The sequence below is a fragment of the Vibrio sp. 2-Bac 85 genome, assembly GCF_037546705.1.
Taxonomy (GTDB): domain Bacteria; phylum Pseudomonadota; class Gammaproteobacteria; order Enterobacterales; family Psychromonadaceae; genus Psychromonas.
In genome coordinates, this window is sequence record NZ_JALAAB010000002.1 from 47,638 (window position 1) to 73,224 (window position 25,587).

The 25,587-nt window shown below is 36.2% G+C and carries 27 protein-coding genes; 7 read left to right on the top strand and 20 right to left on the bottom strand.

Annotation, left to right across the window (positions count from 1 at the left end; all coding sequences use genetic code 11):
* The first annotated feature begins 11 nt into the window (after window positions 1-11).
* The 5 genes from hisD (at window position 12) to hisA (ending at window position 4,887) form a co-directional block, all read left to right on the top strand.
* Window positions 12-1,304: a histidinol dehydrogenase gene (gene hisD, locus MT390_RS03160; RefSeq protein WP_499439806.1), complete on the top strand. Its 1,293-nt coding sequence runs from the start codon at window positions 12-14 to the stop codon at window positions 1,302-1,304.
* Between the two features lie 106 nt (window positions 1,305-1,410).
* Window positions 1,411-2,472: a histidinol-phosphate transaminase gene (gene hisC / locus MT390_RS03165; RefSeq protein WP_499439808.1), complete on the top strand. Its 1,062-nt coding sequence runs from the start codon at window positions 1,411-1,413 to the stop codon at window positions 2,470-2,472.
* 9 nt (window positions 2,473-2,481) lie between these two features.
* Window positions 2,482-3,552 carry a bifunctional histidinol-phosphatase/imidazoleglycerol-phosphate dehydratase HisB gene (gene hisB, locus MT390_RS03170; protein ID WP_499439555.1) on the top strand — a complete coding sequence of 357 codons (1,071 nt, stop codon included), beginning with the start codon at window positions 2,482-2,484 and terminating at the stop codon, window positions 3,550-3,552.
* Window positions 3,549-4,148 (top strand): imidazole glycerol phosphate synthase subunit HisH, encoded by a 600-nt coding sequence (hisH, locus tag MT390_RS03175; RefSeq protein ID WP_499439556.1) that lies wholly within the window; start codon window positions 3,549-3,551, stop codon window positions 4,146-4,148. Before hisB ends, hisH begins: the two co-directional genes overlap by 4 nt.
* Before the next feature lies 1 nt (window position 4,149).
* Complete coding sequence (hisA, locus tag MT390_RS03180) at window positions 4,150-4,887, top strand: 1-(5-phosphoribosyl)-5-[(5-phosphoribosylamino)methylideneamino]imidazole-4-carboxamide isomerase (RefSeq protein WP_028867935.1); 738 nt, start codon at window positions 4,150-4,152, stop codon at window positions 4,885-4,887.
* A gap of 171 nt (window positions 4,888-5,058) precedes the next feature.
* On the opposite strand, the gene MT390_RS03185 is transcribed toward hisA, so the two are convergent.
* The 13 genes from MT390_RS03185 to MT390_RS03245 all read right to left on the bottom strand — a co-directional run bounded on the left by MT390_RS03185 (window position 5,059) and on the right by MT390_RS03245 (window position 16,752).
* The gene (locus MT390_RS03185) at window positions 5,059-6,297 is read right to left on the bottom strand and encodes a class I SAM-dependent methyltransferase (protein WP_499439557.1); all 1,239 of its coding nucleotides are present in this window, start codon (window positions 6,295-6,297) and stop codon (window positions 5,059-5,061) included.
* A 29-nt stretch (window positions 6,298-6,326) separates the two neighbouring features.
* On the bottom strand, window positions 6,327-7,109 hold the full coding sequence (locus MT390_RS03190; RefSeq protein WP_499439558.1) for a DUF1365 domain-containing protein: 783 nt from the start codon (window positions 7,107-7,109) through the stop codon (window positions 6,327-6,329).
* A gap of 44 nt (window positions 7,110-7,153) precedes the next feature.
* Window positions 7,154-8,473 (bottom strand): NAD(P)/FAD-dependent oxidoreductase, encoded by a 1,320-nt coding sequence (locus tag MT390_RS03195; protein ID WP_499439559.1) that lies wholly within the window; start codon window positions 8,471-8,473, stop codon window positions 7,154-7,156.
* Complete coding sequence (locus MT390_RS03200) at window positions 8,473-9,195, bottom strand: SDR family NAD(P)-dependent oxidoreductase (protein WP_499439561.1); 723 nt, start codon at window positions 9,193-9,195, stop codon at window positions 8,473-8,475. Before MT390_RS03200 ends, MT390_RS03195 begins: the two co-directional genes overlap by 1 nt.
* Window positions 9,195-9,875: a nuclear transport factor 2 family protein gene (locus tag MT390_RS03205; protein WP_499439563.1), complete on the bottom strand. Its 681-nt coding sequence runs from the start codon at window positions 9,873-9,875 to the stop codon at window positions 9,195-9,197. The genes MT390_RS03200 and MT390_RS03205 overlap by 1 nt, the downstream gene beginning before the upstream one ends.
* A gap of 226 nt (window positions 9,876-10,101) precedes the next feature.
* Entirely contained in the window at window positions 10,102-11,553 is a 1,452-nt protein-coding gene (gene phrB / locus MT390_RS03210; RefSeq protein ID WP_499439564.1) for a deoxyribodipyrimidine photo-lyase, read from the bottom strand.
* Between the two features lie 111 nt (window positions 11,554-11,664).
* Entirely contained in the window at window positions 11,665-12,624 is a 960-nt protein-coding gene (locus MT390_RS03215; RefSeq protein ID WP_166372889.1) for a YbgA family protein, read from the bottom strand.
* A 117-nt stretch (window positions 12,625-12,741) separates the two neighbouring features.
* Complete coding sequence (locus MT390_RS03220; RefSeq protein ID WP_499439566.1) at window positions 12,742-13,434, bottom strand: ChrR family anti-sigma-E factor; 693 nt, start codon at window positions 13,432-13,434, stop codon at window positions 12,742-12,744.
* Entirely contained in the window at window positions 13,427-14,053 is a 627-nt protein-coding gene (locus MT390_RS03225) for a sigma-70 family RNA polymerase sigma factor (RefSeq protein WP_166372887.1), read from the bottom strand. The genes MT390_RS03220 and MT390_RS03225 overlap by 8 nt, the downstream gene beginning before the upstream one ends.
* A 278-nt stretch (window positions 14,054-14,331) precedes the next feature.
* Window positions 14,332-14,907 (bottom strand): LON peptidase substrate-binding domain-containing protein, encoded by a 576-nt coding sequence (locus MT390_RS03230; RefSeq protein ID WP_166372886.1) that lies wholly within the window; start codon window positions 14,905-14,907, stop codon window positions 14,332-14,334.
* Between the two features lie 97 nt (window positions 14,908-15,004).
* Complete coding sequence (locus MT390_RS03235; RefSeq protein ID WP_499439568.1) at window positions 15,005-15,610, bottom strand: DUF3833 domain-containing protein; 606 nt, start codon at window positions 15,608-15,610, stop codon at window positions 15,005-15,007.
* Entirely contained in the window at window positions 15,603-16,175 is a 573-nt protein-coding gene (locus MT390_RS03240; protein ID WP_499439570.1) for a chalcone isomerase family protein, read from the bottom strand. The genes MT390_RS03235 and MT390_RS03240 overlap by 8 nt, the downstream gene beginning before the upstream one ends.
* Complete coding sequence (locus tag MT390_RS03245) at window positions 16,168-16,752, bottom strand: DUF2878 domain-containing protein (protein ID WP_166372884.1); 585 nt, start codon at window positions 16,750-16,752, stop codon at window positions 16,168-16,170. The genes MT390_RS03240 and MT390_RS03245 overlap by 8 nt, the downstream gene beginning before the upstream one ends.
* A gap of 457 nt (window positions 16,753-17,209) precedes the next feature.
* Here MT390_RS03245 and hisF point away from each other — a divergent pair, with 457 nt between their 5' ends.
* Entirely contained in the window at window positions 17,210-17,983 is a 774-nt protein-coding gene (gene hisF, locus MT390_RS03250) for an imidazole glycerol phosphate synthase subunit HisF (protein WP_299667670.1), read from the top strand.
* Window positions 17,980-18,603: a bifunctional phosphoribosyl-AMP cyclohydrolase/phosphoribosyl-ATP diphosphatase HisIE gene (hisIE, locus tag MT390_RS03255; protein WP_499439572.1), complete on the top strand. Its 624-nt coding sequence runs from the start codon at window positions 17,980-17,982 to the stop codon at window positions 18,601-18,603. Before hisF ends, hisIE begins: the two co-directional genes overlap by 4 nt.
* Before the next feature lie 229 nt (window positions 18,604-18,832).
* Here hisIE and MT390_RS03260 read toward each other — a convergent pair whose 3' ends face one another.
* The 7 genes from MT390_RS03260 to MT390_RS03290 all read right to left on the bottom strand — a co-directional run bounded on the left by MT390_RS03260 (window position 18,833) and on the right by MT390_RS03290 (window position 25,511).
* Window positions 18,833-19,792, bottom strand: coding sequence for a collagen-binding domain-containing protein (locus MT390_RS03260; RefSeq protein ID WP_499439574.1), 960 nt, complete (start codon window positions 19,790-19,792; stop codon window positions 18,833-18,835).
* A 326-nt stretch (window positions 19,793-20,118) separates the two neighbouring features.
* Entirely contained in the window at window positions 20,119-20,679 is a 561-nt protein-coding gene (locus MT390_RS03265) for a heme-binding beta-barrel domain-containing protein (protein ID WP_499439576.1), read from the bottom strand.
* Window positions 20,680-20,974: 295 nt separating this feature from the next.
* Window positions 20,975-21,718 (bottom strand): amino acid ABC transporter ATP-binding protein, encoded by a 744-nt coding sequence (locus tag MT390_RS03270; protein ID WP_499439577.1) that lies wholly within the window; start codon window positions 21,716-21,718, stop codon window positions 20,975-20,977.
* A 2-nt stretch (window positions 21,719-21,720) separates the two neighbouring features.
* On the bottom strand, window positions 21,721-22,392 hold the full coding sequence (locus MT390_RS03275) for an amino acid ABC transporter permease (protein WP_499439579.1): 672 nt from the start codon (window positions 22,390-22,392) through the stop codon (window positions 21,721-21,723).
* Window positions 22,393-22,417: 25 nt separating this feature from the next.
* Complete coding sequence (locus MT390_RS03280) at window positions 22,418-23,176, bottom strand: amino acid ABC transporter substrate-binding protein (protein ID WP_499439581.1); 759 nt, start codon at window positions 23,174-23,176, stop codon at window positions 22,418-22,420.
* Between the two features lie 478 nt (window positions 23,177-23,654).
* A complete protein-coding gene (locus tag MT390_RS03285) occupies window positions 23,655-24,257 on the bottom strand; it encodes a glutathione S-transferase family protein (RefSeq protein ID WP_499439582.1) in 603 nt (200 codons plus the stop codon).
* Between the two features lie 9 nt (window positions 24,258-24,266).
* Window positions 24,267-25,511, bottom strand: coding sequence for a DUF711 family protein (locus MT390_RS03290; protein WP_499439584.1), 1,245 nt, complete (start codon window positions 25,509-25,511; stop codon window positions 24,267-24,269).
* Window positions 25,512-25,587: the final 76 nt, after the last annotated feature.

A 25,587-nucleotide genomic window follows, 5' to 3' on the forward strand; every position in this document is an offset into this window, starting at 1 on the left:
CAAAAATGGCAATGCAAACGGTCAATTGGGAACAACTAACACCTGAACAGCAAGTTAAATTACTTGCTCGCCCTGCAATGGCAGATTCTTCAGGTTTAACCTCTACTGTTTCTGAAATTATTTCTAATATTCGTCAACATGGTGATCAAGCATTACTTGAGTACACTAAACGTTTTGACAAATTAAGTGGTGATAATTTCACATTAACGCAAACGGATATTGAAGCCGCGACCCAGCGCCTCGGTAGTGATATCAAAAATGCGATTACGGTAGCTTATGAACAAGTCGTTAAGTTTCATAAAGCACAACAGCAAGATGTGATCCGCGTTGAAACAATGCCAGGTGTTGTATGCGAGATGCATACCCAGGCAATTGAATCAGTTGGTTTGTATATTCCTGGTGGCAGTGCACCATTGCCTTCTACGGTAATTATGACTGGAGCTCCTGCTCAAATTGCAGGTTGCACAAGATTAGTGCTGTGCTCTCCACCGCCGCTTGCAGATGAAATTTTATACGCGGCATCACTATGTGGTGTTAATGAAATTTATTCCGTAGGTGGTGCGCAAGCTATTGCAGCTTTAGCCTACGGAACTGAAACTATTAAACCGGTGGATAAGATTTTTGGACCAGGTAATTCGTTTGTAACAGAAGCAAAACGTCAAGTCAGTAATGACTTTGCAGGCGCAGCCATTGATATGCCCGCAGGCCCTTCTGAAGTATTGGTAATTGCAGATAAAGATGCAGATCCATCTTTCATTGCTTCAGATTTATTATCACAAGCTGAACATGGCCATGATTCACAAACTATTTTAGTCACGCCTTGTGCAAAAATTGCAGAGCAAACAGGATTTGAAATAGAAACGCAGCTTGCTTTATTAGAGCGACGTGAAATTGCTGAAAAAGCAATTGCAAATAGCGTTAGTATCGTCTGTAAAGATATTGAGCAAGCTATCACTATTTCAAACCTTTATGCACCAGAACATTTAATTGTACAAACCGAGCAACCAAGAACATTACAACCTTTGCTTAAAAATGCCGGTTCTATTTTCTTAGGTGCATGGACGCCAGAGTCAGTAGGTGATTATGCCAGTGGTACTAATCATGTATTACCTACCTACGGTTACACTAAAACCTATTCAAGTTTAGGATTAGCTGACTTTGTTAAGCGTTATACAGTACAAGAGTTGACGCAGGAAGGGTTACGTAACCTCGCCCCTGCTGTAACTTGTTTAGCAGCCGCTGAAGGCTTGACTGCACATAAACGTGCGGTGACTATACGTATGGAAAAACTACAGCAGCAATAGGTCATTTAATAGCCTGAAGCTTTACGGTTCAGGCTATTATTTAAAGGTATTATTTAAAGGCTTGATTTAAAGGCTTTAATTTAGGAAACTATCATCGATGAGTACTATTCAGCAGCTTGCTAGAAAAACAGTGCAAGCATTAACACCTTATCTTTCTGCACGCCGAATTGGTGGCCGTGGTGATGTTTGGCTTAATGCTAACGAAGCACCCGATTGCAGTACCTACCAACTTGATTCATCCAATCTAAATCGTTATCCAGAATTTCAACCGCCACAAATTATTAATGCCTACGCAGCTTATGTAAAACTAAACTCAAACCAAATCCTTACCACTCGTGGTGCCGATGAAAGTATTGAAGTATTAATAAGAACATTTTGTGAAGCTGAAATTGATAGCATTTTGATCTGTCCACCTACTTACGGTATGTATGCGATCAGCGCTGAAACCTGTGGCGTTGGTATACAGCAGGTTGCATTACAAGCAAACTTTGATGTTGACTATGAGGCTGTTGAAGCGGCAGTGCTCGCATCAAACGGACAAGTTAAAATTGTCTTCTTATGTGCACCGAATAATCCAACTGGTAACATGCTAGATAAACAAAAACTTGCTAAGTTATTAACGGCAACGGCAGGTAAAGCATTAATAGTCGCAGATGAAGCTTATATTGAGTTTTGTCCTGAATTAAGCCAAACCGACCTGATTGCTGAGCATGAAAACTTGGTGATCACTAGAACGCTTTCTAAGGCATTTGCATTAGCATCAATTCGTTGTGGTTTCACCTTAGCGCAAACTTCTGTGATCGAGATGATGGGTAAAGTGATAGCACCTTACCCAGTGCCCGGCCCGGTTGCTCAAATTGCAGCTCAAGCATTGTCTAGTGATGGCTTAGAAATAATGCGAGACCGTGTTGTTGTATTAAATAATAACCGTCAAGTATTAGCCAATGCAGTTCGTAAGCTGGACTGCGTAACAGAGGTATTCCCAACCACGGGAAACTTTTTATTGGTACGTTTTAAGGACTCTGCAAAGGTATTTCAAGCTTTTGCTGACGATGGCATCATCATGCGCGACTTTGCAAACAAACCTCGTTTAGAAAATTGTGTTCGTATCAGCATTGGTAACAGTGATGAAATGAGCAGAACATTAAAGACTTTAAACTCACTGTAGGGAACAAAAATGAGTACACAAAAATTTCTATTCATCGATCGCGATGGCACCTTAATTGATGAACCTATTAGTGATAAACAGGTTGATAGCTTGGAAAAACTGGTTTTTGAACCCTATGTGATTCCGAGTTTATTAACTTTACAAGATGCTGGTTATATCTTGGTGATTGTTTCTAACCAGGATGGTTTAGGCACAGATAGTTACCCACAAAGTGACTTTGATATTCCCCAAAACAAAATGATGGAAATATTTGCATCACAGGGTGTTAAGTTTGAAGCAACCCTACTTTGCCCTCATTTCCCTGAAGATAATTGCAGCTGTCGTAAACCACACTTAGGTATGGTTAAAGAGTATTTACAGTCTGGTCGAATTGACCACAAACATTCGTATGTTATTGGTGACCGTCATACTGATATCGGTCTTGCTGATAATATGGGTATTAACGGTATTCTTTATAATAAAGAAACCTTAGGTTGGAAAAAAATAGTCCAACAATTAACGACCCTAGGCCGCACCGCATCGGTGACTCGTACTACCAAAGAAACAGATATTAATGTATTTGTTGATTTAGACACAACAGGCGAGAATAAAATAGATACAGGTATGGGATTCTTTGACCATATGTTGGATCAAATTGCTACGCACGCAGGATTCCAAATGAATGTTAGCGTCAAAGGTGACTTGCATATCGATGACCACCATAGTGTAGAAGATACTGCATTAGCGCTAGGTGAAGCATTAGATAAAGCACTAGGTGACAAACGTGGTATTGGCCGTTTTGGTTTTGTATTACCAATGGATGAAACCAAAGCAAGTTGTACTTTAGACTTATCTGGTCGCCCTTTCCTCAAATTTAAAGCTAACTTTCCACGTGAATTAGTGGGCACTATGTCTACAGAAATGGTTGAGCACTTTTTCTATTCACTAGCACAAGCAATGCGTGCAACCATTCATTTAGAAGTTGAAAATGGTAATGCGCACCACATGGTGGAAGGTTTATTTAAAACATTTGGCCGTACTTTGCGTCAAAGTATACAGATCATTGGTACTGACTTGCCATCAAGTAAAGGTGTTTTATGATAGTTATTATTGATACTGGTTGCGCTAACTTATCATCGGTACGATTTGCAATTGAGCGTTTAGGTTACGAAGTTACCGTCAGTAAAGACCCTGCTATTTTACAACAGGCTGATAAATTATTTCTGCCCGGTGTTGGTACTGCAAAAGAAGCGATGGCAAACTTAATTGAACGCAACTTAGTTGATGAAATTAAAAAGCTAACTCAGCCTGTTTTAGGTATCTGCTTAGGTATGCAAATGCTTGCGCAAGGTAGTGAAGAAGGTTTTGGCGATCAAGCGATGATAGATACATTAGGCTTAGTTGATGGTTACGTTGAAAAAATGGATGTCGCTCCTTTACGTTCTCCTCACATGGGCTGGAATCAAATCACGCCTAAATTAGACGACCCTTTGTTTAAAGAAATTCCTGCAGGCACTTACTTTTATTTCGTGCACAGTTATGCGTTACCTGTTAACGAAAACACCATCGCAAGTTGTGAATACGGTTCACCATTCACAGCCGCTGTGAATAAAGATAATTTTTACGGTGTACAATTTCATCCAGAGCGCTCAGGAAAAGCAGGCGCTCAATTAATCAAAAACTTTTTGGAGCTTTAAAATGATTATTCCAGCACTTGATCTTATCGATGGTAAAGTTGTGCGATTATACCAAGGTGATTACGATCAAAAAACAGTGTACAGCGATGATCCACAAAGCTTATACACTATTTACAATGAACAAGGCGCTAACTGGTTACACCTTGTTGATTTAGATGGCGCTAAAGATATTACTAAACGTCAATTAACTGTGATCGAAAGTTTGATTAAGAATACGCCTGCTAAAGTACAAATTGGTGGTGGGGTTCGTACAGAAGAAGATGTTAAAGGTTTATTAGATGCAGGCGCTCACCGTGTTGTTATCGGTTCAACTGCCGTTAAAGAACCTGAAATGGTCGCGGGTTGGATGGAAAAATACGGGCCGGAGCATATTGTATTGGCGCTTGATATCAATATCGATGCACAAGGTAATAAAATTGTTGCTGTATCTGGCTGGCAAGAAGACAGCGGCCAGACAATTGAATCTTTACTAGAAATCTATCTGAAAGTAGGTTTAAAGCATGTTTTATGTACTGATATTTCTAAAGATGGCACATTAACAGGTTCTAATGTCGACCTTTACAAAGAGATGGTAGTTGCTTTCCCTAGCGTCTCTTGGCAAGCATCTGGCGGTATTGGTTCTTTGGATGATATTGCTGATGTAGCTCGTTCTGGTGCTCAAGGTATGATTGTAGGACGTGCTTTACTAGAAGGTAAGTTTACCGTTGCCGAAGCGATTAACTGCTGGCAAAACGCCTAATTTTTAGTAAAAATTTTAGTAAAAAGTTTAGTAAAAAGTTTAGTAAAAATATTTGAAAAAAATGCCCTAAGATTTTTAAATCTTTGGGCATTTTAGTTTCTAAATTAGAACAATAATATTGAGTAAGTATTCTAATTTTGTTTGATGGTATGTAGTGATACAGTACTTGTTTTATTTTCGAGCAACTAAATGCACTGTGCTGATTGAACGTTCTAAAAACGCACCTTCACAGTAAGCAAAGTAATATAACCAAAGGCGTTTAAACTGTTCATCATAACCAAATTGCGTTAATTCAGTCCAAGAATCAAGAAAACTGCTACGCCAATCTGCGAGTGTTTTAGCATAATCCAGCCCAATGTCGTGTAAACCTTCAATCACCATTTCGCTACTTTCAGTTAACTGTTCTGATAACACATTAACAGACGGTAAAAAACCACCTGGGAAAATATAACGCTGGATGAAATCGACATTATTTTTGTAATGTTCAAAGCGTTGATCTGCGATAGTTATTGACTGAATTAATAGTTTACCGCCCTCTTTTAAACGGTCATTACATTGTTTGAAAAAGCTAGGTAAGAACTCATAACCCACCGCTTCAATCATTTCAATGGAAACGACTTTATCGTAAGTACCCGTCAGGTCGCGATAATCTTTCTTCAATAAAGTGATTTTACCTTCCAAGTTTAATTCTTTCACTCTTTGCTCAGCATATTCATACTGCGCATCAGATATAGTAGTAGTCGTTACTTTACACCCAAAGTTTTGTGCCGCATAAATGGCTAATCCGCCCCAACCAGTGCCTATTTCTAATAAATGATCATCCTCAGTTAAAGACAAACGTTCACATATTGTTTTTAACTTGTAAAGTTGAGCATATTCTAAAGAGGTTGTCGGAGATGGATATATCGCTGATGAATACATCATTTGAGGGTCAAGAAAGCGAGTATATAATTCATTACCCAGGTCATAATGAGCGAGTATATTTTTCTTTGAACCCGATTGTGTATTTCTATTTTGCCAGTGGGTGATGGCATTTTTAATTTTATTAAAAAAAGATTTTTTTGACTCTAATTTATCAGTTTGTTGCTGAGCTTTAGCAAATATTCGAATTACATTGGTCAGATTTGGACTACTCCACTTACCTGCAATGAACGCCTCAGCGACACCGATACTTCCACCTTTTACAAAGTCTTTATAAACACTCATGTCATGGATATGAATTTTACCTTTTATAATATCCGTTTTATTATCTGACTGAGTGTGTTCTGGAAAAAAATGACTAAGCGATGCTTCTACTAACTCTAATTGACCATAGCTAAGCTTTGAAAATACAGAATGGACTAAATGACGACAACGTTTATCAAACCACCCCGTCGTATTTTGTGTACTAACATTTTGTATTTCTTCCATTACGTTCTCCTAAAAAATAAACTGTCTAGCTAACTGATTTTTTGATAACCCACAAAAGGTATTTTTTTAATAAATAATCGTAATGCTTGCCAATAAATACTGGTTACGATCTTAATGGTCATTATTGGTAATTGGATCCACACACCTAACATATTGCGTTTGGTAAAAGGCTGCTTTCTCAGTACTAGACTTGCTTCGAATAACTTACTTATATCCCCAGTGTTTTGGTTTAAACGCTTATTTTCAATTTTTATTAGTAATTTATCATCGTCTATTTTTGGTGCTTTGATATGCCAGGTATAACTCATATCTAAATCCATAAATGGCGAAACTTGAAACACTTTATCACTAATTTTAGGTTCATCTTGTTGTAATAAATCAACCAAATAATAGTGTCTTTCATTCCAAGGCGTATTACTAACTTCTGCTAACATCTGTGTACATTGTTGTTGCTTGTCATAACAAAAATAAAAATTAACTGGGCTAAAGTAGAGACCAAAACACCTGACCTGTACAACCATTAAGATCCGTTCTATATCAGCGTAACCCTCTAATTGCATTACTTTATTCTTTATACGACGCGATAATGAATCTGGTTCACTTCTGAGATAATCTTTTTCCACAAATCGTAAAGGATGATACCAAGCAAACCCAAAAATCCCTTGATTCTTTGGTCTCTTTTCAATCTCATCTACGTCTAATGCGAGCATGTATAACGTTGAATTAAAGCTATGTTTCCTCGGCTGAAAACGTTTATGAATAACTTGTCCAACATAGATGGCACTTTGGCTAAGCGGCGATGAGTTAGGCATCTTTTTATTCCTTGTTGTAGAACAACCTGTTATACCGAGTGCTATTAATTACGGTTTTCTGCAAAGGCATCTAGGTGGCAATCAAAGCGCTTAGCAACTTCTACTGCGCTTCGAACACCATCTTCATGGAAACCATTATGCCAATATGCCCCTGCAAAGTGTGTGTGATTAATCCCGCAAATAAGATCTCTTTGCTGCTGTGCTCGAATCGATTCAGATGAAAAAATGGGATGGTGGTAAATAAACTCCCTTATAACTTTACTTGGGTCGATATCTTGTTTTTGGTTCAAGGTAACGCAGAAAGTATGCTTGCTTTCTAATCCCTGCAAAATATTCATGTTATAAGTTACACTCGCCGCTTTCTCTCTATCTTGACTTAATTGATAATTCCAACTTGCCCATGCAGCGGTTCTATCGGGCAGTAAACTAACGTCAGTATGCAGTATCACTGAATTTTCACTGTATGGCATTGAAGATAGCAAGGTGTCTTCATCTTCCGTTGCATCGACCAATAAGGCTAACGCTTGATCCGAATGGCAGGCTAGGACTACTTCATCAAAGGTTTGTGTGTTGATATAATTATCGCTAACGGTATTATTCTCGTCATTGTTAACAGCATTGCTAAAATGCAAATGAACTTGACCTTCTTGTCGGGTAATACCGGTAATATTAGCATTCAAATGAATACGCTCTTTGAACGGTTCACAAAGTGGTCCTAAATAACTACGAGAACCATTAGGTACAACATACCACTGTGGTCTGTCGGCGATATTAAGCAGGCCATGGTGGTGGAAAAATTGCACAAAGAAACGAAATTCGAATTCTTCCATTTGTGATAATGAGCTGGACCAAATAGCCGCCCCCATTGGTAAAATATAATGCTCAGCAAAAAAGGCACTAAATTTATTATCATTCAGGAACTGACCAAGTGTTAACCCTGGTAGGTAAACATCCTGTTCAAAAATAGACTTACACAATTTATTGAAACGCAGGATCTCTTTTACCAAATTCCAGAATGAAGGTCGAAATAAATTGCTTCTTTGTGCAAATAAAGAATTTAAATTGTGACCGTTATACTCCAAGCCAGTTTTACAATTATGTACTGAAAAACTCATTTCAGTCGCTTGCTTACCAATCCCTATTTCATCCAATAAAGCGAGGTAATTCGGATAAGTTTTATCATTGAAGACAATAAAACCTGTATCGATAACATAGGGTCTACCATCTTTTTCAATATCTACAGTGGCAGTGTGTCCGCCAATATAATCATTTTTCTCAAACACAGTGACATTGTGCTTTTTCGATAATAAGTAAGCACTAGTGAGTCCAGAAATACCGGAACCGATAATTGCAATATTTTTCATTATTTTTGGTCTCTTAAGATAATTTTTTGCCACATAGAAGCAGGAAGGAAACTGAAGAATTTAAGTAATAACGTAAGACGTTTCGGGAAATGAGCATATTTTTTACGTTGATTAACGGCGTTGATTATTTTTGTTGCTGCCACTTCACTGGTTAATAAAAAAGGCATCGTAAAGTCATTTTTATCCGTTAAAGGGGTCTTAATAAAACCAGGGTGTACCAAAGTCACGTCAATCTCTTCTTTGGCTAAATCTAGGCGTAAGCTCTTAGCTAAATAATCAATACCAGCTTTTGATGCACCATAGGCTTCACTTCTTGGGAAAGGCACGATAGTTGCGCTTGAGCTGATAAATACAACTTGTCCGCCTGGTTTTACCTTAGGCAAAAAATACTCTAGCAACCAACCTAATGAGATTAAATTGGTAGTCACAACATCAGCAAAGAGTCCTCCATCAAACTGTTTAGCGTTGTCGATATAACGACAATTTCCTGCATTCAAAATTAATATATCTAAAGACTCAATAGATTCAGCATAAGCAGCAATTTCTGATTTAATAGTAATATCAAATGCACAGGTTTTATAAGCTAGTTTTTGCATTTTCTGTAGCTGTATTTGGTTCCTACCACAAGCAATAACTTGTTCACCAAGTTCACTGTATTGTTCAAAAAGTGAATGCCCAATACCTGAAGTGGCACCAGTAATAAGTATCTTTTTATTCGCCATTATTTAGCCGCCTTATTTTTTATCCAGCTTACTATTCGACCAAATAAAGGAAGTTGTTCGTACAGCATTGCACCAAGGTCTAAATAGTCACGATGATAAATAACTTTGCCTTTTTTAGCACATAGGTGCGAGGTGCCAAACACACTAACTACTTTGCCTTTATTTAATTTAGGATGCTGATAAGTCATTTCCCAATATATCGATGCTTGATTGGGCTGTGCAATCACATTACTTATCTTGAAGTCACAACAGCTTAGGTTTTGATACAGATTTTCAAAGTACTGATGTAAATTTTCTAAACCATTTATTTCATGAATAGGATCGATAAAGGTAACCTGTTGATCATAAATCGATTCTAATAGTATCAAGTTATTGGCTGATAGGTTTTGATATACTTCCATGAATGTATTTAACCAGTCAGGATGAGGGTCAAAATAAGGAGGATGTGTAGAATTATCTGTTGATTCGATTGCTTGAGAATGATCTGACTTGGAGTCTTTTAAAACTAAAAAGTCTTCCTTCTCAAATACATTTTGTTGTTGAGTCGTACCTGAATTTTGTTCATCTTCGGTGGCAGGATCACATTGCTGTGGCTCGGAAGCTAATGCTTGCTCCTTAAATTTTTGATCGCTTAATGGTTTATCGCTCATCATATTTACCGTCATCAAAATAACACTCATGGAAGTCATAGTGTTGTAAGTGAATAAACTAAATCAACTATATACCTGTGATTAAAACCTACTGTAATCTACCAACTTACAATGTCGAATATTGCATCACAGCAATCACGACATTAACAAGTATTTATCTTACATATTGATAGCTATGTTACATATCAAGATTACGTACAAATGTTACGTATCAATATTCGAGTATTTATTAAATTACAACTTCTAGCATAATGATTTAGTGTGATTTATAGAAAGCTAAAGCATTTAATCTGGCTTCTTTATGATCAACAATCGCAGGCCAATAAATAGATAAGTGATTTTGCTTAATATATTTATGTGGAAAATGAATTTGCTTATCAGGTATTTTGCTTAGCTCCGGTAAGTACTTACGTATGAAAGTTCCTTTAGGATCAAACCTTTCACTCTGTGTAATTGGATTGAAAATTCTAAAATAAGGTTGTGCATCACAGCCAGTACTCGATGCCCATTGCCAACCACCATTATTCGAAGCTAAATCTCCATCAATGAGATGTTGCATAAAGTATTTTTCGCCTAAACGCCAATCAAGTAGTAGATGCTTTGTAAGAAAGCTAGCAACAACCATACGTAAGCGATTATGCATCCAACCCGTTTGGTTCAACTGACGCATTGCAGCATCTACTAACGGGTATCCTGTTTTACCTTCACACCACGCGTTAAAAAGTTCCTGGTCATAAGGCCACACTGATTGATGATATTTGTCATTAAAACATTGGTGCTTACAGAGTCGTGGCTGGTCAAACATCAAATGACGATAAAATTCTCGCCAAATTATTTCATTTAACCAACAAAACTCTTCACTATCACTTGAGATTAAGATGTCTGGAAATTTGTTTAATAATGAGTTCAATACATAGTTAGGGCTCAATACACCGGCAGCTAAATAAGGTGAGAGGCCACTGGTACCTTTTATTGAAGGAACATCTCGGTTAGTTTTATAACGTGATATTTTGTCTCTATAAAACTGTGGCATTGCTTTTTTCATTACCACATTGATTAAAGGCCATTTGTTAGAGATAGAATCAGATTCTTTGCTTTGTTGCTGTTCATTTACCTGTTCATTTTGAATTGCTTTACTGTTAGTAATAGCAGTCGCATCATCAAGATAATTGAAACCAAATTCTCGAATATGAGCTAACCAAGCACGCTTAAAGGGGGTAAATACTTTATACATTTGACCAGACTGATTAAGCACTTTGCCCTTGGGTACAATAACATCAGCTTCAAATAGCGTTAATGAAATGCCCTGATCTGAGAAAGCAAGATCACGCTGTTGCTCATTAACTTCAAGTTCACTATTGGCGATCACGTTAGTAATATTATTTTGTAAGCAATAATGTTTAAGATAATCGACTTGTGCATTAAAATCATCAACAGTAACAATTGTTAAATTTATATTTAACAGAGCTAGTTCACTGACTAAAGCTTGAGCATGACGTTTTACAAAATCAATTTTTATGTCAGACCAATGATGAGCTAACCATTGCGGCTCGGAAACAAAGAAAATAGCTTGAGCTGTGGTGTCAGAATCTGATTGGTTAATGAAGTATTGCAATGCAGGGTTATCATTAGTTCTTAAGTCATTACGAAACCAAAGCAGTTTTGAAGATGTTTCATGGGATGAATTTAGTAAAGAAGAGGAAGACAAAATAGTTCCTTTTAACATTCAAGATGAATAATTGTCCTTCGAAAGAAGGACAATATAGTGCGTTTATTAAACCCGCTTCGTAATGTTGACGATTGTTAGTACGCGTCTAAATTAGTAAGCGTATCTTAGTCTCAAACTATCAGGGTATGGCGACAAGTACGACTGCCCTTTCAAGTAATCTTTTGGATACTGCAGTAAGTAGTGATTAATCAATGTTAACGGCGCAATTAAAGGTAACAAACCTAATCGATAACCATCTATCTGTTCGCATAATTCCTTACGTTGTGGAGCCTCTAAATGCTTAGAGAAGTATCCTTGAATATGAGTCAACGTATTAACATGGTTTTTACGCGTAGCAGGGATTTTTAACGCATCCATTAGTCCCGAAATATACTGTGATGCTTTCTCGGCTAGAGGCAAGTCAACATCTGCAAGTAATTGACCTAACTTTCTGTAAGCAACTAAATTATGGCTCATGACGGTATATTTATAATGACTGTGGAACGTTGTTAACTTGTGTTTTGTTAAACCAGAGTCACTGACCATTTGCCAGTGTTTGTAAGCATAAATACGTGCTACAAAATTCTCTCTGATATGCATATCATTGAGTCGACCATTTTCTTCACAAGGTAATAGTGGATTTGCTTCCATTATCTCTTTTGCAAAAGCACCAATACCGTCCGATGTCAGAGAGTTTCCTTCGGGTGTGTATACTTTAACGCGCTCCATTCCACATGTTGGGCTTTTTGCACAGAAAACATAACCACTCAAGTGTTTAGTCATGTCGGCTACTTTTTTACCGTAAGCCTGTAATGCTTCTGTTACATCGCCGCTTCCATCTGGTCTTGCAATGGTGATCATGTCATCTTTTTTAATCTGACGTATAGTTGGTCGTGGGATCGGTAAGCCGATAGCAACTTCAGGGCAAAATGACTCGTATTGAACGTGCTCCCCAAGTTCATCAATACAAAAGCGAGATGGTTTGTTGCTCGCATCAAAGCGAACTTTTTGGCCAATTAGACAGGCACTAATGCCAATTTTAATATCTTCTTTTTCAACTGAATAAATCATTATTCACTCCATGAACTAATAACGAGAGTTGCTAAACTACTTACGTATTTAAGTAATAGTTTATTTGAAAACAAGCAATTAGCAACTAACAATCTAACCTAAAAAGGTAATAAACACTTAATATATAAAACTTCCAATCGGGTTAAGTAGTTTATTAATACCTTGTGTAAAATGTAAAGCGTCATTGGCAACGGTGTAACATAAACACCCTTTTTCAGAGATTGGATTATGTGTAAATGTACCGTCTAACATAATAAAGTCGCCTTTATGATATTGACCTCGGTCATCACTAAAGGATCCGTCTAACAAAACCGTTAATTCAAAACCTTTATGTGTATGTTCTGGTACACCGCCACCTGGATTAATGTGCAATAAATTTGAATGAATCTCATTTTCATCTAATTGCAGACGTGCTCTTGAAAGCTTGCCAACATTCACAGCTTTTCCCATGGAAACATTATTCAGTGCACTTGGCAGCGTATAAGACTTATCTTTAAAGATAACCTCCTTAGGCGCTACTTCTACTAATGTGTCAATGTCATTTGAGTCAGTAATATCATTGATCATTAAGTCAAAAAAATCATCTTCAATATTATCACTCTCAAAATCAAGTTTGTTCAACTCATTTAAAAGCGGATTACTTAATTGCTCAAAACTACGCTCAGCTACTTGCTCGGTGAGTTGTGCGATTTTTTGTTGGCACACAGGACATAGTTCAGCGTGCAGTGTGATACCTATTGATAATGAAGCTGGCAACTCACCATTAACATAAGCCTGAATTAATTCGAATTTAGGATGATGTTTAATCATGCTCTTCTCCTAATTGCACTTTCATTTTGACTAAGGCTAAACGTAACCTAGATTTAATCGTGCCTAATGGTAAATTAAGATGGGTAGCGAGTTGTTCTTGTGACATTTCCATTAAATAAAAGCCTTTTACAACTTCTTGCTGTGGTACTGGTAATGCTTCAATGACTCGTAACAATTGTTTATTTTCAAGATGATCTTCGTAGCTATGATCTTCAGCGACAGCATTTTCAGCTATTGGCCAAATATCATCACTTAAATTATCTTCACGGTTATTTTTTATTTTTCGTAGTAGGTCAAAAGTAACATTACGCATAACGGTATAAACCCATGTCGTTGCAGCACCTTTGTTTGAATCAAACAAGTGAGCCTTACGCCAAACATTGCTCATAGTATCTTGTACTACTTCATGTGCTTGTGCTTCATTAGGGAATTTACTACGCGCAATACGCTGAATTTTAGGTGCAAAGAACTTAAACAAATGTGTAAATGAAATTTTGCATCGGTTTTCTGCTACTGCTTTTAACCACTCACAAAGTTGAGTGTGATCTGTATTTTCTGTCATGTTAGTAGATCTAACATGACTGACTTGTGTTGGCAATTTAGTTTGTACAGCTACCATAATTAATTCTCAATTTTGGACTCTGCATGGTAATACGCAGGTAAATTAAAAACGGATCACCTTCTCACTAAAATAATTGCATTAATTGAAATAATTATAATTATTAGAGTATTACATTCGTAAAATAAGTCATAGGAATAGTTTTGCGGAGGTTATGTGATAATTGATGCGGCCACTGGATATAAAATAAACACATGCCGATACTTCAGTTGTAGCATTTAATTTTAATCCAGCATAGTAGCCATTCACAAGGTAGTTATTTACAGCTTCTTAAGCACTCATAATTGCTCAGCAATGATCGAACTAACCAGTTTTTCTGCTTCAGAATATGTGGATTCGTAAATGAACGAGTTTTTAACATCAAATGGGATAGGTAACAATTCAATCCACCTTGCTACAACCCAATAAGGGTTTAGTTGCAAGTTATGATCATATAAGTCTTTCAATAAACCATTACTCTCTACTAACGACTGTAATGAATCCATTAACAGAGGAATTGCTACAGATGATTCATTTTCCGCCCAGTGTTTGAAAGGAACAGCTGTTGCAAAGTGAAGTTGCTCCTTATTTTGATCAACCTGATTTACTTGTACTAACGTTTTACATTTTACATCTATTTCTAATACACCATCATCACCTTGATCAAAATTAATAATCTCAACCCAGCTTCCCCAAATAGCCAACTGCTCTGACTTATTGTCTATATCAGGACAAATAATAAAGCCGCCATTACTTGTTGCTAAGCTCACCATTTTTAAATAACGCGCTTCAAAGATCCTTAAGCGAGTTATGCCACCTGGTAGCAAAAAGATGCTCAGTGGAAAAAGGGGTAAATTAACTGTTTTATTGTGCATTTATTATCCTATTTAATACCTTTGTATTTATCTCTTCTGATTAGTCATTAATAGCTAATCACGAAATAATTTTTTCTGTAAGACGCTCTATTCATTTTTATTGACACTTTTTAACCGGCAATTGCTTATCAAAAAACAACGTCACATTCGCAACATTAAAACCAAGCTTAGATATTGACGTTTTGTTCATTACTCGATATTCATCCAACTGATACATCCAATCATTCATGGTGACGTTGTAAGTGCTTTCATCAACTTGCAACGCTAATGTATATTGCAGTTGGAAAGCAAAACCTTGATGCTTACCTACTGCTGTTCCAATTACATCTTCAGCGGTGCCTAAGTAACTACCATCATGTTGTTTGGTCAATAACCAATTTCGGTAACTGATTTCGCCATCGTCAAAATAAAATTTCTCAGCTAATACTCCGCTATCACCCTGCCACCTACCGGATAATTCAACACAGAAACGTCTCGTTACTTTATCGCTTCTATCCTGTAATGTTCCCCAGGCAATTAAATCCCCATTAAAATACTGTTTAAGGTCAAATTGTTTACCCTGCTGTTGGTAATCTTCTATATTTGCAGAGCAACTCATTAATAGTGTCGATGTTAAAACAGACGTTAAAGCAACCGACATAACTTTTTTATATTTAAGGAGCGATTTTTTAGCATTATTCATTACTTTTTTAAACTTAATCATTAACTGTTCTCCCTAACAATTGCTCACGTAATTTAGGCTCGCTGGTCTCTTTTGATAACCAAATATCTAAAAATAAAGGAGCAAAATTCTCTCCATCCATAGCACCTAACAATTCACCGTTATAATAAAATGCACTTGAATTATTTTTCACTACTAACGCCAAACTATCTCCTGCTTTTATGTTCGGCCAAATAGCCTTTAATTGCGGTAAGTAGTCTTTATATAGTTGCTCACTTACTGCTAAGTGCTGCCATTGTTCAATGGTGTAATCAACTAAATCTACAGCCGTTACATCCTTTAAATAATCAATTTTATAAATTAAGTTATCGTGATTAGATGATTGTGGATATTTACCTGAACCTGTTGATAATTGGCTCTTATAAAGATCCCAAAATAGTACTGAAAAAATCGCATTGCCAACCACTTTCAACTCATTCTGTTGTTGAAAATTTGACAATGTTGTAGGCCACTGCGCTTTATCATCTGTCTTATTTTGCGCATTTATGTCATTGCTGAAAAACAATGCAAATGATAACAATCCCACATAGCTTATTTTTTTAAACATTTGGATACTCTCTATCTGCCGATTTATCTGTTTTTAATTTAGTAAAAGCAACATCGTTTGATCGTGTATTGGCTGATTTAAACGAATCAGCACTGCTTTTAACCAAGATCAGTGACTTTAATAAAAATATAACAATGAATAACAACGCCCAAATTACGCCAAGCACTAGATACGTTTCAACGAGTGGATATGAAAAATCAACGGCATTGAATTTCTCTCCAGCCACAATATAACTGAGAGGTGCAATAAAAAATCCGACACTGACTTGTAACAATTTAGAATGCTTTAAAAAAGATAAACTATGTGAAACCGTACTTGCAAAACATGCCCACAGTACGATTAACCAGAACGGCGTATAACCAGAACCCATAAAAATGAAGAAGTTACTATAATTAAGCATTGAATCGATTGAAACACCGATCACGGTGATCACTAAAACAAGCTTTGCCTCATTTTTATTATCAGATAAAATCAGTAAATGAATAGCTAACATTAGTAGCGCAACAGGTATAAATATGTTCCCCCAATATATGAGGCCGAACCAAGCAAAATTAAATCCAATCATATTCACTAACATGTTAACTCCTAACCATCTTTCTATTCGTTGACGGTTAATACGAAACTAAAATGCATTTAGATCTTTTATACTGTTTTATTTATCCCTAGATTCGCATAATAAGCTCGATTAATTAATGCACTTCGAAAAATAGCAATACAGACAAACAATAATGGATTTGATCAATTAGCCTCTGAACTATTTAAATATTATGATTTTGTGTCGCGATAATGACCGAATAAAGCCCTGTGATAGGTAATGCTCTTTGATGAGTATAAATTGAAGCACTAAAATTAAAATAGTCGTTCAAGATAAGTGAGAATAATTATATACTTAGTGCATTGACGTGAATAACAAACTAAAAATATTAGTGAGTAATTATATTTCTCTGTGCATTTACAATGCTGATGGAACTAAAGCTAATGAATAAAATAGGTAACATATTGATGTATAATAATTTATTAAAGGGATTTTTATTATGTTAGCAAAACGTATCATTCCTTGTTTAGATGTTAAAGATGGGCAAGTAGTAAAAGGTGTACAATTTCGTAACCACGAAATCGTAGGCGATATCGTACCGCTTGCTAAACGTTATGCTGAAGAAGGTGCTGATGAACTGGTTTTTTATGATATTACAGCAAGTTCAGATGACCGTGTTGTTGATAAAAGTTGGGTAAGCCGCGTAGCAGAAGTGATTGATATTCCTTTTTGTGTTGCCGGTGGCATTAAAACTGAACAGGACGCACAGCGTATTCTTGAATTTGGAGCTGATAAAGTTTCGATCAACAGCCCTGCTTTAGCCGATCCTAGTCTAATTAATCGTTTAGCAGAAAAATTTGGTACACAGTGCATCGTTATTGGTATTGATTCATACTTTGACCAAGAAACAGGTCAACATCAAGTTAAGCAATTTACCGGTAATGAGCATGCAACAATTACAACTAAATGGAATACCTTTGATTGGATTAAAGAAGTTCAATCACGTGGCGCTGGTGAAGTTGTTCTTAATGTGATGAATCAAGATGGTGTTCGATGCGGTTATGATATTGACCAATTGAGTCAAGCGCGAGCAATTTGCACCATTCCGTTAATTGCTTCAGGTGGTGCTGGTGAAATGGAGCATTTTGCCGATGTTTTCAATCAAGCTGATGTAGATGGAGCTCTAGCAGCAAGCGTGTTCCACAAACAAATAATTAATATTGGTGAGTTAAAATCTTACCTTCAAACACAAAAGGTAGCGATTCGTTTATGAGTTTAATGAAACAAGAACAGCTTCAATCACTGGATTGGGCAAAAGTAGATAACCTAATGCCAGTTGTTGTGCAAAATAAAACGTCGGGCAAAGTTTTAATGTTGGGTTACGTTAATCAAGAATCATTAGCGGCAACGCTTGAATCTGGAAAAATGACTTTTTTCAGCCGCACAAAACAACGTTTATGGTGTAAAGGTGAACAGTCAGGTAACTTTTTAAATGTAATTGAGATTAGTTCTGATTGTGACAATGACACATTACTTGCCATTGTTGAACCAATTGGGCCAACTTGTCATTTAGGGAATGAAACTTGTTTTAAAAATGATCTAGAACCATCATTAAGCTTTCTATCTGACTTAGAACAAGTGATCAAAAGCCGTAAAGGTGCAGATCCTGAAAGTAGTTATACTGCCAGTTTGTATGCACGTGGCACTAAACGTATCTCACAAAAAGTAGGTGAAGAAGGTGTTGAAGTTGCACTAGCTGCAATGGCAAAAGATATGGATGAGTTAACCTGTGAAAGTGCAGATCTTATCTATCACCTAACTGTATTACTTCAAAACGAAGGTTTATCATTAGCAGATGTTGCTGCTAAGCTAAAACAACGTCATAGCAAATAAAGTTAACTACCCTACTAAATTTATAAGCTAAATGTTACAAGCCTAATGGTTTTAGTACATTTTCTTAGCTTTAATAAATATAATAAAGCCGCTAGTAGCTACCTACTTAGCGGCTTTTTTGTAGATGATTTTTTTTGCCATTTTTTACTTTCATAAAAAAGGCCACCAACTATTGGTGACCTCATCTCTATATTGGTAGTGTTTTTTTTATCGGAAGCGTTGCTATAGGTTATTTATCTATAGAGGTTTTACGACGCCATAAACCGAGACCAAGTAAAGCAGCCGCAAATATCAATAAAGAAGAAGGAGCTGGTACGGGAGTAGGAACACTTACTGTCGGAATTGGGTTATAAGCGATATCACCATTAAACACTGGGTTATGTATCTCACCGTTTTGGTAAAAGTTATCAACTACTACAGAACCTTCAATATAATTAGAAATAGTTAATGTTGCTAAAGGTGCTAATAGACTACCCTGCAAACGTTTATCTAATTTAATATCAATAGCTTCATAAAAATTCCAAATTATAAAATCACTATTAGCTTTGTTAAATCCACCGACGGGATTACCCAAACTTGCATCTGTGATATTCTCTCCTGCGACATTTATTACTACAGCAGATGGAGATTGGTTAGCAAATTTAATATCGTATTGTTGTACTAAACCATTACCAAATAAGTCACTAGTATCGATATTAAATACAGCCATTCCATTACCAACACTTGAATCAATATTAAAATTTGCAGCGCTTGGTTGGTTACCATTTGGTGAGTCCAATAAAGAGTTGGCATTGAGGTTAGCTAAGTAAGATGAAAAATCTGTCAATTCATTTTTCACTAAACCAAAATCCACTGGCGAAGACCCTGTAACGGTAAGCGCTGAGTTTATTGTTCCATTATTATTTCCAGCAACCGTGACTGTGTGTCCATTTGCATTGATAGTCGAGCCTGATGTTACGTTACCACCTACCACTAATGCATTAACAGCAGGTGCTAGCTTAATACCATAATTTGATGCAGGACCTGAGATATTACCACCGACTAACGTTTTACCTTCAACTTCACTATTTGACTGTAAATCACCAAATACAATCAGGTTATATTCATTGAGCAACTCTATCGGCCCTGCGACACCAACCTGTGAATATAAACCTGTGACTAACGCTATAATCGTATAAGTTTTTTTCATGTTTACCTCTTAATTAATAATTACGATGTAATAAGCAATTATAAGGCCAAGTTAGCAAGCCATTGTTACTACTACTATTTATATATACCAATATAGGTAGAATTTAAAAATGTAAATTATTTCGACACATCTATAGTTTTAAATTAACACTTTCAAACTATAGATGGCAGCTTGCGAAAGAGTATTTAAATCATCATGATAAACTAATATTCCTTCAAATCCGTTGATAAGCATCTATATAGCTCACGGCAATTTGTTAAAAAGATAGTTACTAAAACATAAGTCGCGATGGCTAAATTGCCTCTGTTTACAGCAATCAGAAATGTTTACGTTATTTTAGTTAAGGTATTTTTATCATTATGATCAAACTCTCTACCATAAATATCGAGTAACATATTTTGTTGGTATTGAAGTGTATTACCCGATACCTGTAATTGTTGTTTGTAACTTTTAGTTTTCGCTTTTTGTACCAAGAAGCAACTTTGGATAATAGGACACTGTTCACTATCTAACGATGCTGCCACTGAGAATATTGTTGTATTTTCTTGTTGCGATGATGTGCCGCCCGCAAGTACACAAATTCCACGAGGAGTAGTTAAAGAGTGCATCACTTTATCAGTACCCTGTTGCCACATCCAATATCCGGTTTCTTGGTGAATTATTTTATTATTACTAATACGTTGTACTTTTTGAGTATAATGTACAGCGCTCAATCTTTCTTCTTCTGCATTTGCTAAATCAACGGCTTCGGTAAACACAATAGTTTCATAATATTCATTATGTTCAGTACCATCAGGTTCCGGAGCAAGATCTTTACCTTTATTTCCTTCCCATGTGCCTACTAACACCGCCAACGGTCCATAGTCGATTAATTTTTGCTCTTGCATTGTAAAGCCCTTTATTTTTAAATTAATGTGTTTGAATTAAAAGTATTGAAATCGAAATTAACTAATGGCTAGTATTATAACAAATAAATGTAGTTAAATAGTTGAATTTAAATGTTAAATGATATTTATCAAAGAGATGTTTTGATAAAAAATTTAAAGGCAGAGAAGTTAAAGAATAAGCTTGTATAGTGGTTGATTGTTGTTTTTGTATTCACCCGTTACCATTCAAACTGTATTACTATTTCTATAGCTGAATGATGACGGATACAAAATAATCAAGTTTACTAACCTAAAGTTAATATCCTTTTTTTAACGCTCTTTTTACAAATGCTTTAGTACGTTGATGCTGCGGATTTTCAAAAATTTGTTGTGGCGAACCTTGTTCGACAATATATCCATCTTCCATAAAAATAACCGTATCGGCGACTTCTTTTGCAAATTGCATTTCATGGGTAACGACAATCATGGTCTGTCTTTCAACGGCCAATTGCTTCATTACTGCTAATACTTCATCAACCCATTCAGGATCTAATGCCGAAGTAGGCTCATCAAATAGAATAACTTCACCCTTCGCTGCCATTGCTCTAGCAATACCAACACGCTGCTGTTGACCGCCAGATAATTGTGAAGGATAAATGTGAAGTTTATCTTTTAAGCCGACTTTTATTAGAATAGCCTCGGATTTTGCTAACGCTTCCGTTTTAGGTACTCCCCAAACCGTAATTAAACTTTCAGCTACATTTTGCAGCGCAGTTTTGTTGGCAAATAGAGAATAGTTTTGGAATACAAAGCTACTCTGTTTACGTAACGCAGTCACTTCTTTTGCGGTATGTGACGATGCATCAATATTGACATCACCAATGTGTATTTGACCACTAGTTGGTGTTTCAAGGTAATTAAGGCAACGCAATAAGGTAGATTTACCGGTACCAGATGGACCAATAATAACAATTATTTCACCCTGGGAGACTTCAAAATTGATATCTTTAAGTACTTCTAAATCGCCAAACTTCTTAGTTAGACTGGTTACTTTGATCATGATTAATAAGCCTTATTAAGTTTGTATTCTAGAAGATGCTGTATACGTGTAAAGATGATAACAACAACCCAATAAACAATGGCTACAGCAAGAAAACTTTCAAAAAACTTGAAGCTTGAAGAGGCTTCCATTTGCGCTTTCGCCATAATTTCAACAACACCTAATGTAAACGCCAATGACGTACTTTTAATCATGTCGATGAAATAGTTCATTAATGAGGGGGTTGCGACACGTGAAGCCTGTGGCAAAATAACACGTTTCATTGCTTGTAAACGTGTCATCCCTAAACTTAAACAGGCTTCCATTTGTGATTTATCTATGCCTAAAATTGCAGCTCGAATACTTTCAGCCATATACGCAGAAAAGTGTAATGAAAGGCCTATAATAGCTGCGGTAAAAGCATCCATACCAACAAAAATAGGCATGAATTGTGGGAATCCATAATACAAAAGAAACAGTTGTACTAATAATGGCGTGCCACGAAAAAAGGAAATATAGAGAGAGACAAGGTGTTGTATAAAAGTAATTTTAAATACACGCACTAGGGCTAACCCCAGCGCGAGTATTAATGCAAATACAAACCCCCAAAGTGCCATTTCCATTGTCACCCCAAGATATTTTAATAAAATGGGCATTAATTCAATTATGTATTGAAAATCAAATGAACTTTGCATAAAAACGACTCTTTAAGGATTAATATTATTGCGTGATGTCAGTATCAAACCATTTGTTTGAAATTTCAGCTAATTTCCCATCTGCACGCATTGCTTCAAGTGCCTTATTAACTTTGTCACGAATAATCAATTGTGATGGTTTATTTAAAAATGGCATTGCATTTTCAATTTTTTCAAAAGGTTTACCTGCTAATTGTAAAGGTAACCCAGCTTTTTTAATTAACTGTGCAGAAGAAACTCGGTCCATTACGAATGCATCAGCACGGCCTAATGCTACATCTTGCGCAATACCTGTATCGTAAGTAACAATATTGATTTCATTGCTTGTATCAATTTTACGTAATACTTGCTCAAAGTTACTCCCTAAATTAACTGCAACTTTTTTGCCCTTAAGATCTTCAACACCTTGGATATCATCCCGTCCTTTACGAACAGTGATTTGAACACCGTCGATCACATAAGGAATTGAGAATGCATATTTAGCAGTACGTGCTTCTGTAATGGTAATTTGGTTTGCTATAGTATCAATGTGTCCTGCTTCTAACATGCCAAATAAACCAGAAAAGCTACTTGTCACAAATTCAACTTTATAATCAGCGCGTTTTGCAACTTCATTCCATACATCCACTTCAAAGCCCTGAAGTAAATCACTTTTAGAAAATGTAAATGGGAAGTAACGACCTGACATACCCACTTTAACTGTTTCCTGTGCAAATGCAGGTACGGTTAATAAACTTGTTGCAGCTACTAGCGCAACCAATGCTTTTTTAAAAAATACGTTCATATTATTCCTAACTAAAATCAATTTGGGTTTATGTTATGTGTTGGCTATGCAACATCAATAACTGGATACTTTACAGCGACTATTTACAATATTTAAAAACTAACCAAACTAAATACATAATACAAAGCACCATTCAGTTGATAAAAGCTGAACCATTTATAGGTAACACTATCGATTGATGTTAAGAAGTAATATTTTGTTGTCAGGAAAACATCTATAAATAAATTTAATTTATTATCAGCAGTTCACTTAAATTCTACAGTAAAACCTGAGGGTAAGGCATAATAATCATTATATTTTAGCCTAATTCAGTCTGATTGAAGCGAAAGTGTACACATCTGTAATTTTGTATTAAACCATTAAGTGTTATCCCTGTCTTTAGTAATGTTATAACGAAATGTTATAACTTAGGGTCACTTGAACGATCGTGTACACTTTATAATCAGCGCGTGTGACACAGTACAGTATCTAACAAAAATTACCCTATATGGATAAAATCTTTCTGATGCTCAATGCGAGATATCCAAGCAAGGATCGCGGGAAATTCATTTAAATCAAATCCACCTTCATAGGCCACATGCGTATAAGCAAATAAACTAATATCGGCGATAGACATTTCATCCCCTAATAAATAAGGCGTTTTCTGAAGTTGTATTTCCATCACCGCTAACGCCCTATTACCCCCTTCTTTTTTACTTTCTAGCTCCTGCAACCTATCTGCAGGGCTGCCTAGGTATTTATTAATGAAACGAGCAACTGCTATATAGGGTTCATGGCTATATTGTTCAAAGAACATCCATTGTAAACACAACGATTGTTGTAAGACAGATTGTGGGAACAACTGGCTACCTTGCGCGAGGTAATAAAGGATAGCGTTAGATTCAGCAAGCGCTTGCTTTTGTTCGGTTATCAACAAAGGTATTTTAGCATTTGGATTAATAGCTAAAAACTCACTAGTGCGTGTTTCCCCAGCCATAATATTAACTTCAATCCACTGGTGTTCTATATTCAATAGTGAACAAAGTAGCTTAATTTTATAACAATTACCCGACAAACTATCACCGTAAATAATCACTGACATATTAAATCCTTAGGGTACCGATAATACGGCACAGTTACATAAATCATCACTTTCAAAAGCAGTCATATCACCCTCTTCTAAACCAGGTACTGGAAACAACCTAACCGTAAGTGGTTTATTTAATCGAAAGGCCATCGTACCGGTATCGCGCATTAAAGCAGAAATTTTATCAATTGGTGTGTCTCCAGGAATAGGCACAGTATCTAATCCAATGCCACACACTGCGCTATAGGTTAATAATGAACGTATATCGAAATTCTGTAGTTGGCTACCTTCCGCTAATCCTCTATCTTCGGTTAGAGCTAGCATCAATCCAGAAAAGCCCACCAGCGGAATATGTTTAATGGATTTAAATACACGGGTTAATAATGCAGAGGCTTCAACTGTACCCGATGCACCAAAGTACTCAACGCCTAATAATTCATAGACTTCTGTCATACTTGCACAATCTTTTGAAGGCGCGGCTGAACTGTCTAAACCTGCAAACTTGAAATCTTTATCAAGATGATCGTTTTCAATAACCCTTTTAATTTGATCCACATGGTATTGCAATTGTTGGGACAATGATTTGTAATAACCTGCACTTGCTTGCTGATGATTTAAGACCGGATTGTGATGACTAAATGCTTTCAGTGTTGCCACTAATAAATCAGGGGTTTCTAATCCAATAACAAAACTGTTTTCACTGGATTGATTGCTGTAACCAGCAGGAAAATACGGTATCAAAGGATCACAGTTGAAATTAACAGTGAAGTTAAAATTACCTTCTCCGCGGGGAGTGATCTGGCTGATCTTATTCACTGCTTTGGTCGCTTCTTCAATCAATTGATTATCTAAAACACCATTTTCATCCATCTTTATATTGACGCAGACATTACATAAATCACCAAACTCTTTAATCAACTCTGGTATTAATCCTAATTGATGAGCACTGGTCGCTTCACCGATCGCAAATCGTAATCTTAAACCACTTTGCTGACCATTATTTAACATCTCATTTAAGATACGAAGATCCCGTTGAGCAGAATCTAGATCCGTAGTATCAATATATTCAGCGAATGCATTAGTCACAATACGAATAGATTGAACAATATAACCATTTTGTTTTAAATCATTTGCTAGTGTTTGGCAAAACGAGTTCGCTTTTTGAATGATTTTAGGCCATTTGGTTTGATCAAAGTCTAATCTAACAAAAGTGGTAATTGTTCTAACTTTACATAAATTTTTATCCAATAAAATTTCAGGTAATTGCATATGACATCCTTTTATAATTAATATTCAACATAACATACTCTTTTCGCTTTCGTCACATTGAAGCAAGCACCATATA

Excerpts from the sequence above, each read along its gene's own strand:
- hisD (WP_499439806.1), top strand. The coding sequence starts at position 12 with ATGCAAACGGTCAATTGGGAACAACTAACACCTGAACAGCAAGTTAAA.
- hisB (WP_499439555.1), top strand. The coding sequence starts at position 2,482 with ATGAGTACACAAAAATTTCTATTCATCGATCGCGATGGCACCTTAATT.
- hisH (WP_499439556.1), top strand. The coding sequence starts at position 3,549 with ATGATAGTTATTATTGATACTGGTTGCGCTAACTTATCATCGGTACGA.
- hisA (WP_028867935.1), top strand. The coding sequence starts at position 4,150 with ATGATTATTCCAGCACTTGATCTTATCGATGGTAAAGTTGTGCGATTA.
- MT390_RS03185 (WP_499439557.1), bottom strand. The coding sequence starts at position 6,297 with ATGGAAGAAATACAAAATGTTAGTACACAAAATACGACGGGGTGGTTT.
- MT390_RS03190 (WP_499439558.1), bottom strand. The coding sequence starts at position 7,109 with ATGCCTAACTCATCGCCGCTTAGCCAAAGTGCCATCTATGTTGGACAA.
- MT390_RS03195 (WP_499439559.1), bottom strand. The coding sequence starts at position 8,473 with ATGAAAAATATTGCAATTATCGGTTCCGGTATTTCTGGACTCACTAGT.
- MT390_RS03200 (WP_499439561.1), bottom strand. The coding sequence starts at position 9,195 with ATGGCGAATAAAAAGATACTTATTACTGGTGCCACTTCAGGTATTGGG.
- MT390_RS03205 (WP_499439563.1), bottom strand. The coding sequence starts at position 9,875 with ATGAGTGTTATTTTGATGACGGTAAATATGATGAGCGATAAACCATTA.
- MT390_RS03215 (WP_166372889.1), bottom strand. The coding sequence starts at position 12,624 with ATGATTTATTCAGTTGAAAAAGAAGATATTAAAATTGGCATTAGTGCC.
- MT390_RS03220 (WP_499439566.1), bottom strand. The coding sequence starts at position 13,434 with ATGATTAAACATCATCCTAAATTCGAATTAATTCAGGCTTATGTTAAT.
- MT390_RS03225 (WP_166372887.1), bottom strand. The coding sequence starts at position 14,053 with ATGGTAGCTGTACAAACTAAATTGCCAACACAAGTCAGTCATGTTAGA.
- MT390_RS03230 (WP_166372886.1), bottom strand. The coding sequence starts at position 14,907 with ATGCACAATAAAACAGTTAATTTACCCCTTTTTCCACTGAGCATCTTT.
- MT390_RS03235 (WP_499439568.1), bottom strand. The coding sequence starts at position 15,610 with ATGATTAAGTTTAAAAAAGTAATGAATAATGCTAAAAAATCGCTCCTT.
- MT390_RS03240 (WP_499439570.1), bottom strand. The coding sequence starts at position 16,175 with ATGTTTAAAAAAATAAGCTATGTGGGATTGTTATCATTTGCATTGTTT.
- MT390_RS03245 (WP_166372884.1), bottom strand. The coding sequence starts at position 16,752 with ATGTTAGTGAATATGATTGGATTTAATTTTGCTTGGTTCGGCCTCATA.
- hisF (WP_299667670.1), top strand. The coding sequence starts at position 17,210 with ATGTTAGCAAAACGTATCATTCCTTGTTTAGATGTTAAAGATGGGCAA.
- hisIE (WP_499439572.1), top strand. The coding sequence starts at position 17,980 with ATGAGTTTAATGAAACAAGAACAGCTTCAATCACTGGATTGGGCAAAA.
- MT390_RS03260 (WP_499439574.1), bottom strand. The coding sequence starts at position 19,792 with ATGAAAAAAACTTATACGATTATAGCGTTAGTCACAGGTTTATATTCA.
- MT390_RS03265 (WP_499439576.1), bottom strand. The coding sequence starts at position 20,679 with ATGCAAGAGCAAAAATTAATCGACTATGGACCGTTGGCGGTGTTAGTA.
- MT390_RS03270 (WP_499439577.1), bottom strand. The coding sequence starts at position 21,718 with ATGATCAAAGTAACCAGTCTAACTAAGAAGTTTGGCGATTTAGAAGTA.
- MT390_RS03275 (WP_499439579.1), bottom strand. The coding sequence starts at position 22,392 with ATGCAAAGTTCATTTGATTTTCAATACATAATTGAATTAATGCCCATT.
- MT390_RS03280 (WP_499439581.1), bottom strand. The coding sequence starts at position 23,176 with ATGAACGTATTTTTTAAAAAAGCATTGGTTGCGCTAGTAGCTGCAACA.
- MT390_RS03285 (WP_499439582.1), bottom strand. The coding sequence starts at position 24,257 with ATGTCAGTGATTATTTACGGTGATAGTTTGTCGGGTAATTGTTATAAA.
- MT390_RS03290 (WP_499439584.1), bottom strand. The coding sequence starts at position 25,511 with ATGCAATTACCTGAAATTTTATTGGATAAAAATTTATGTAAAGTTAGA.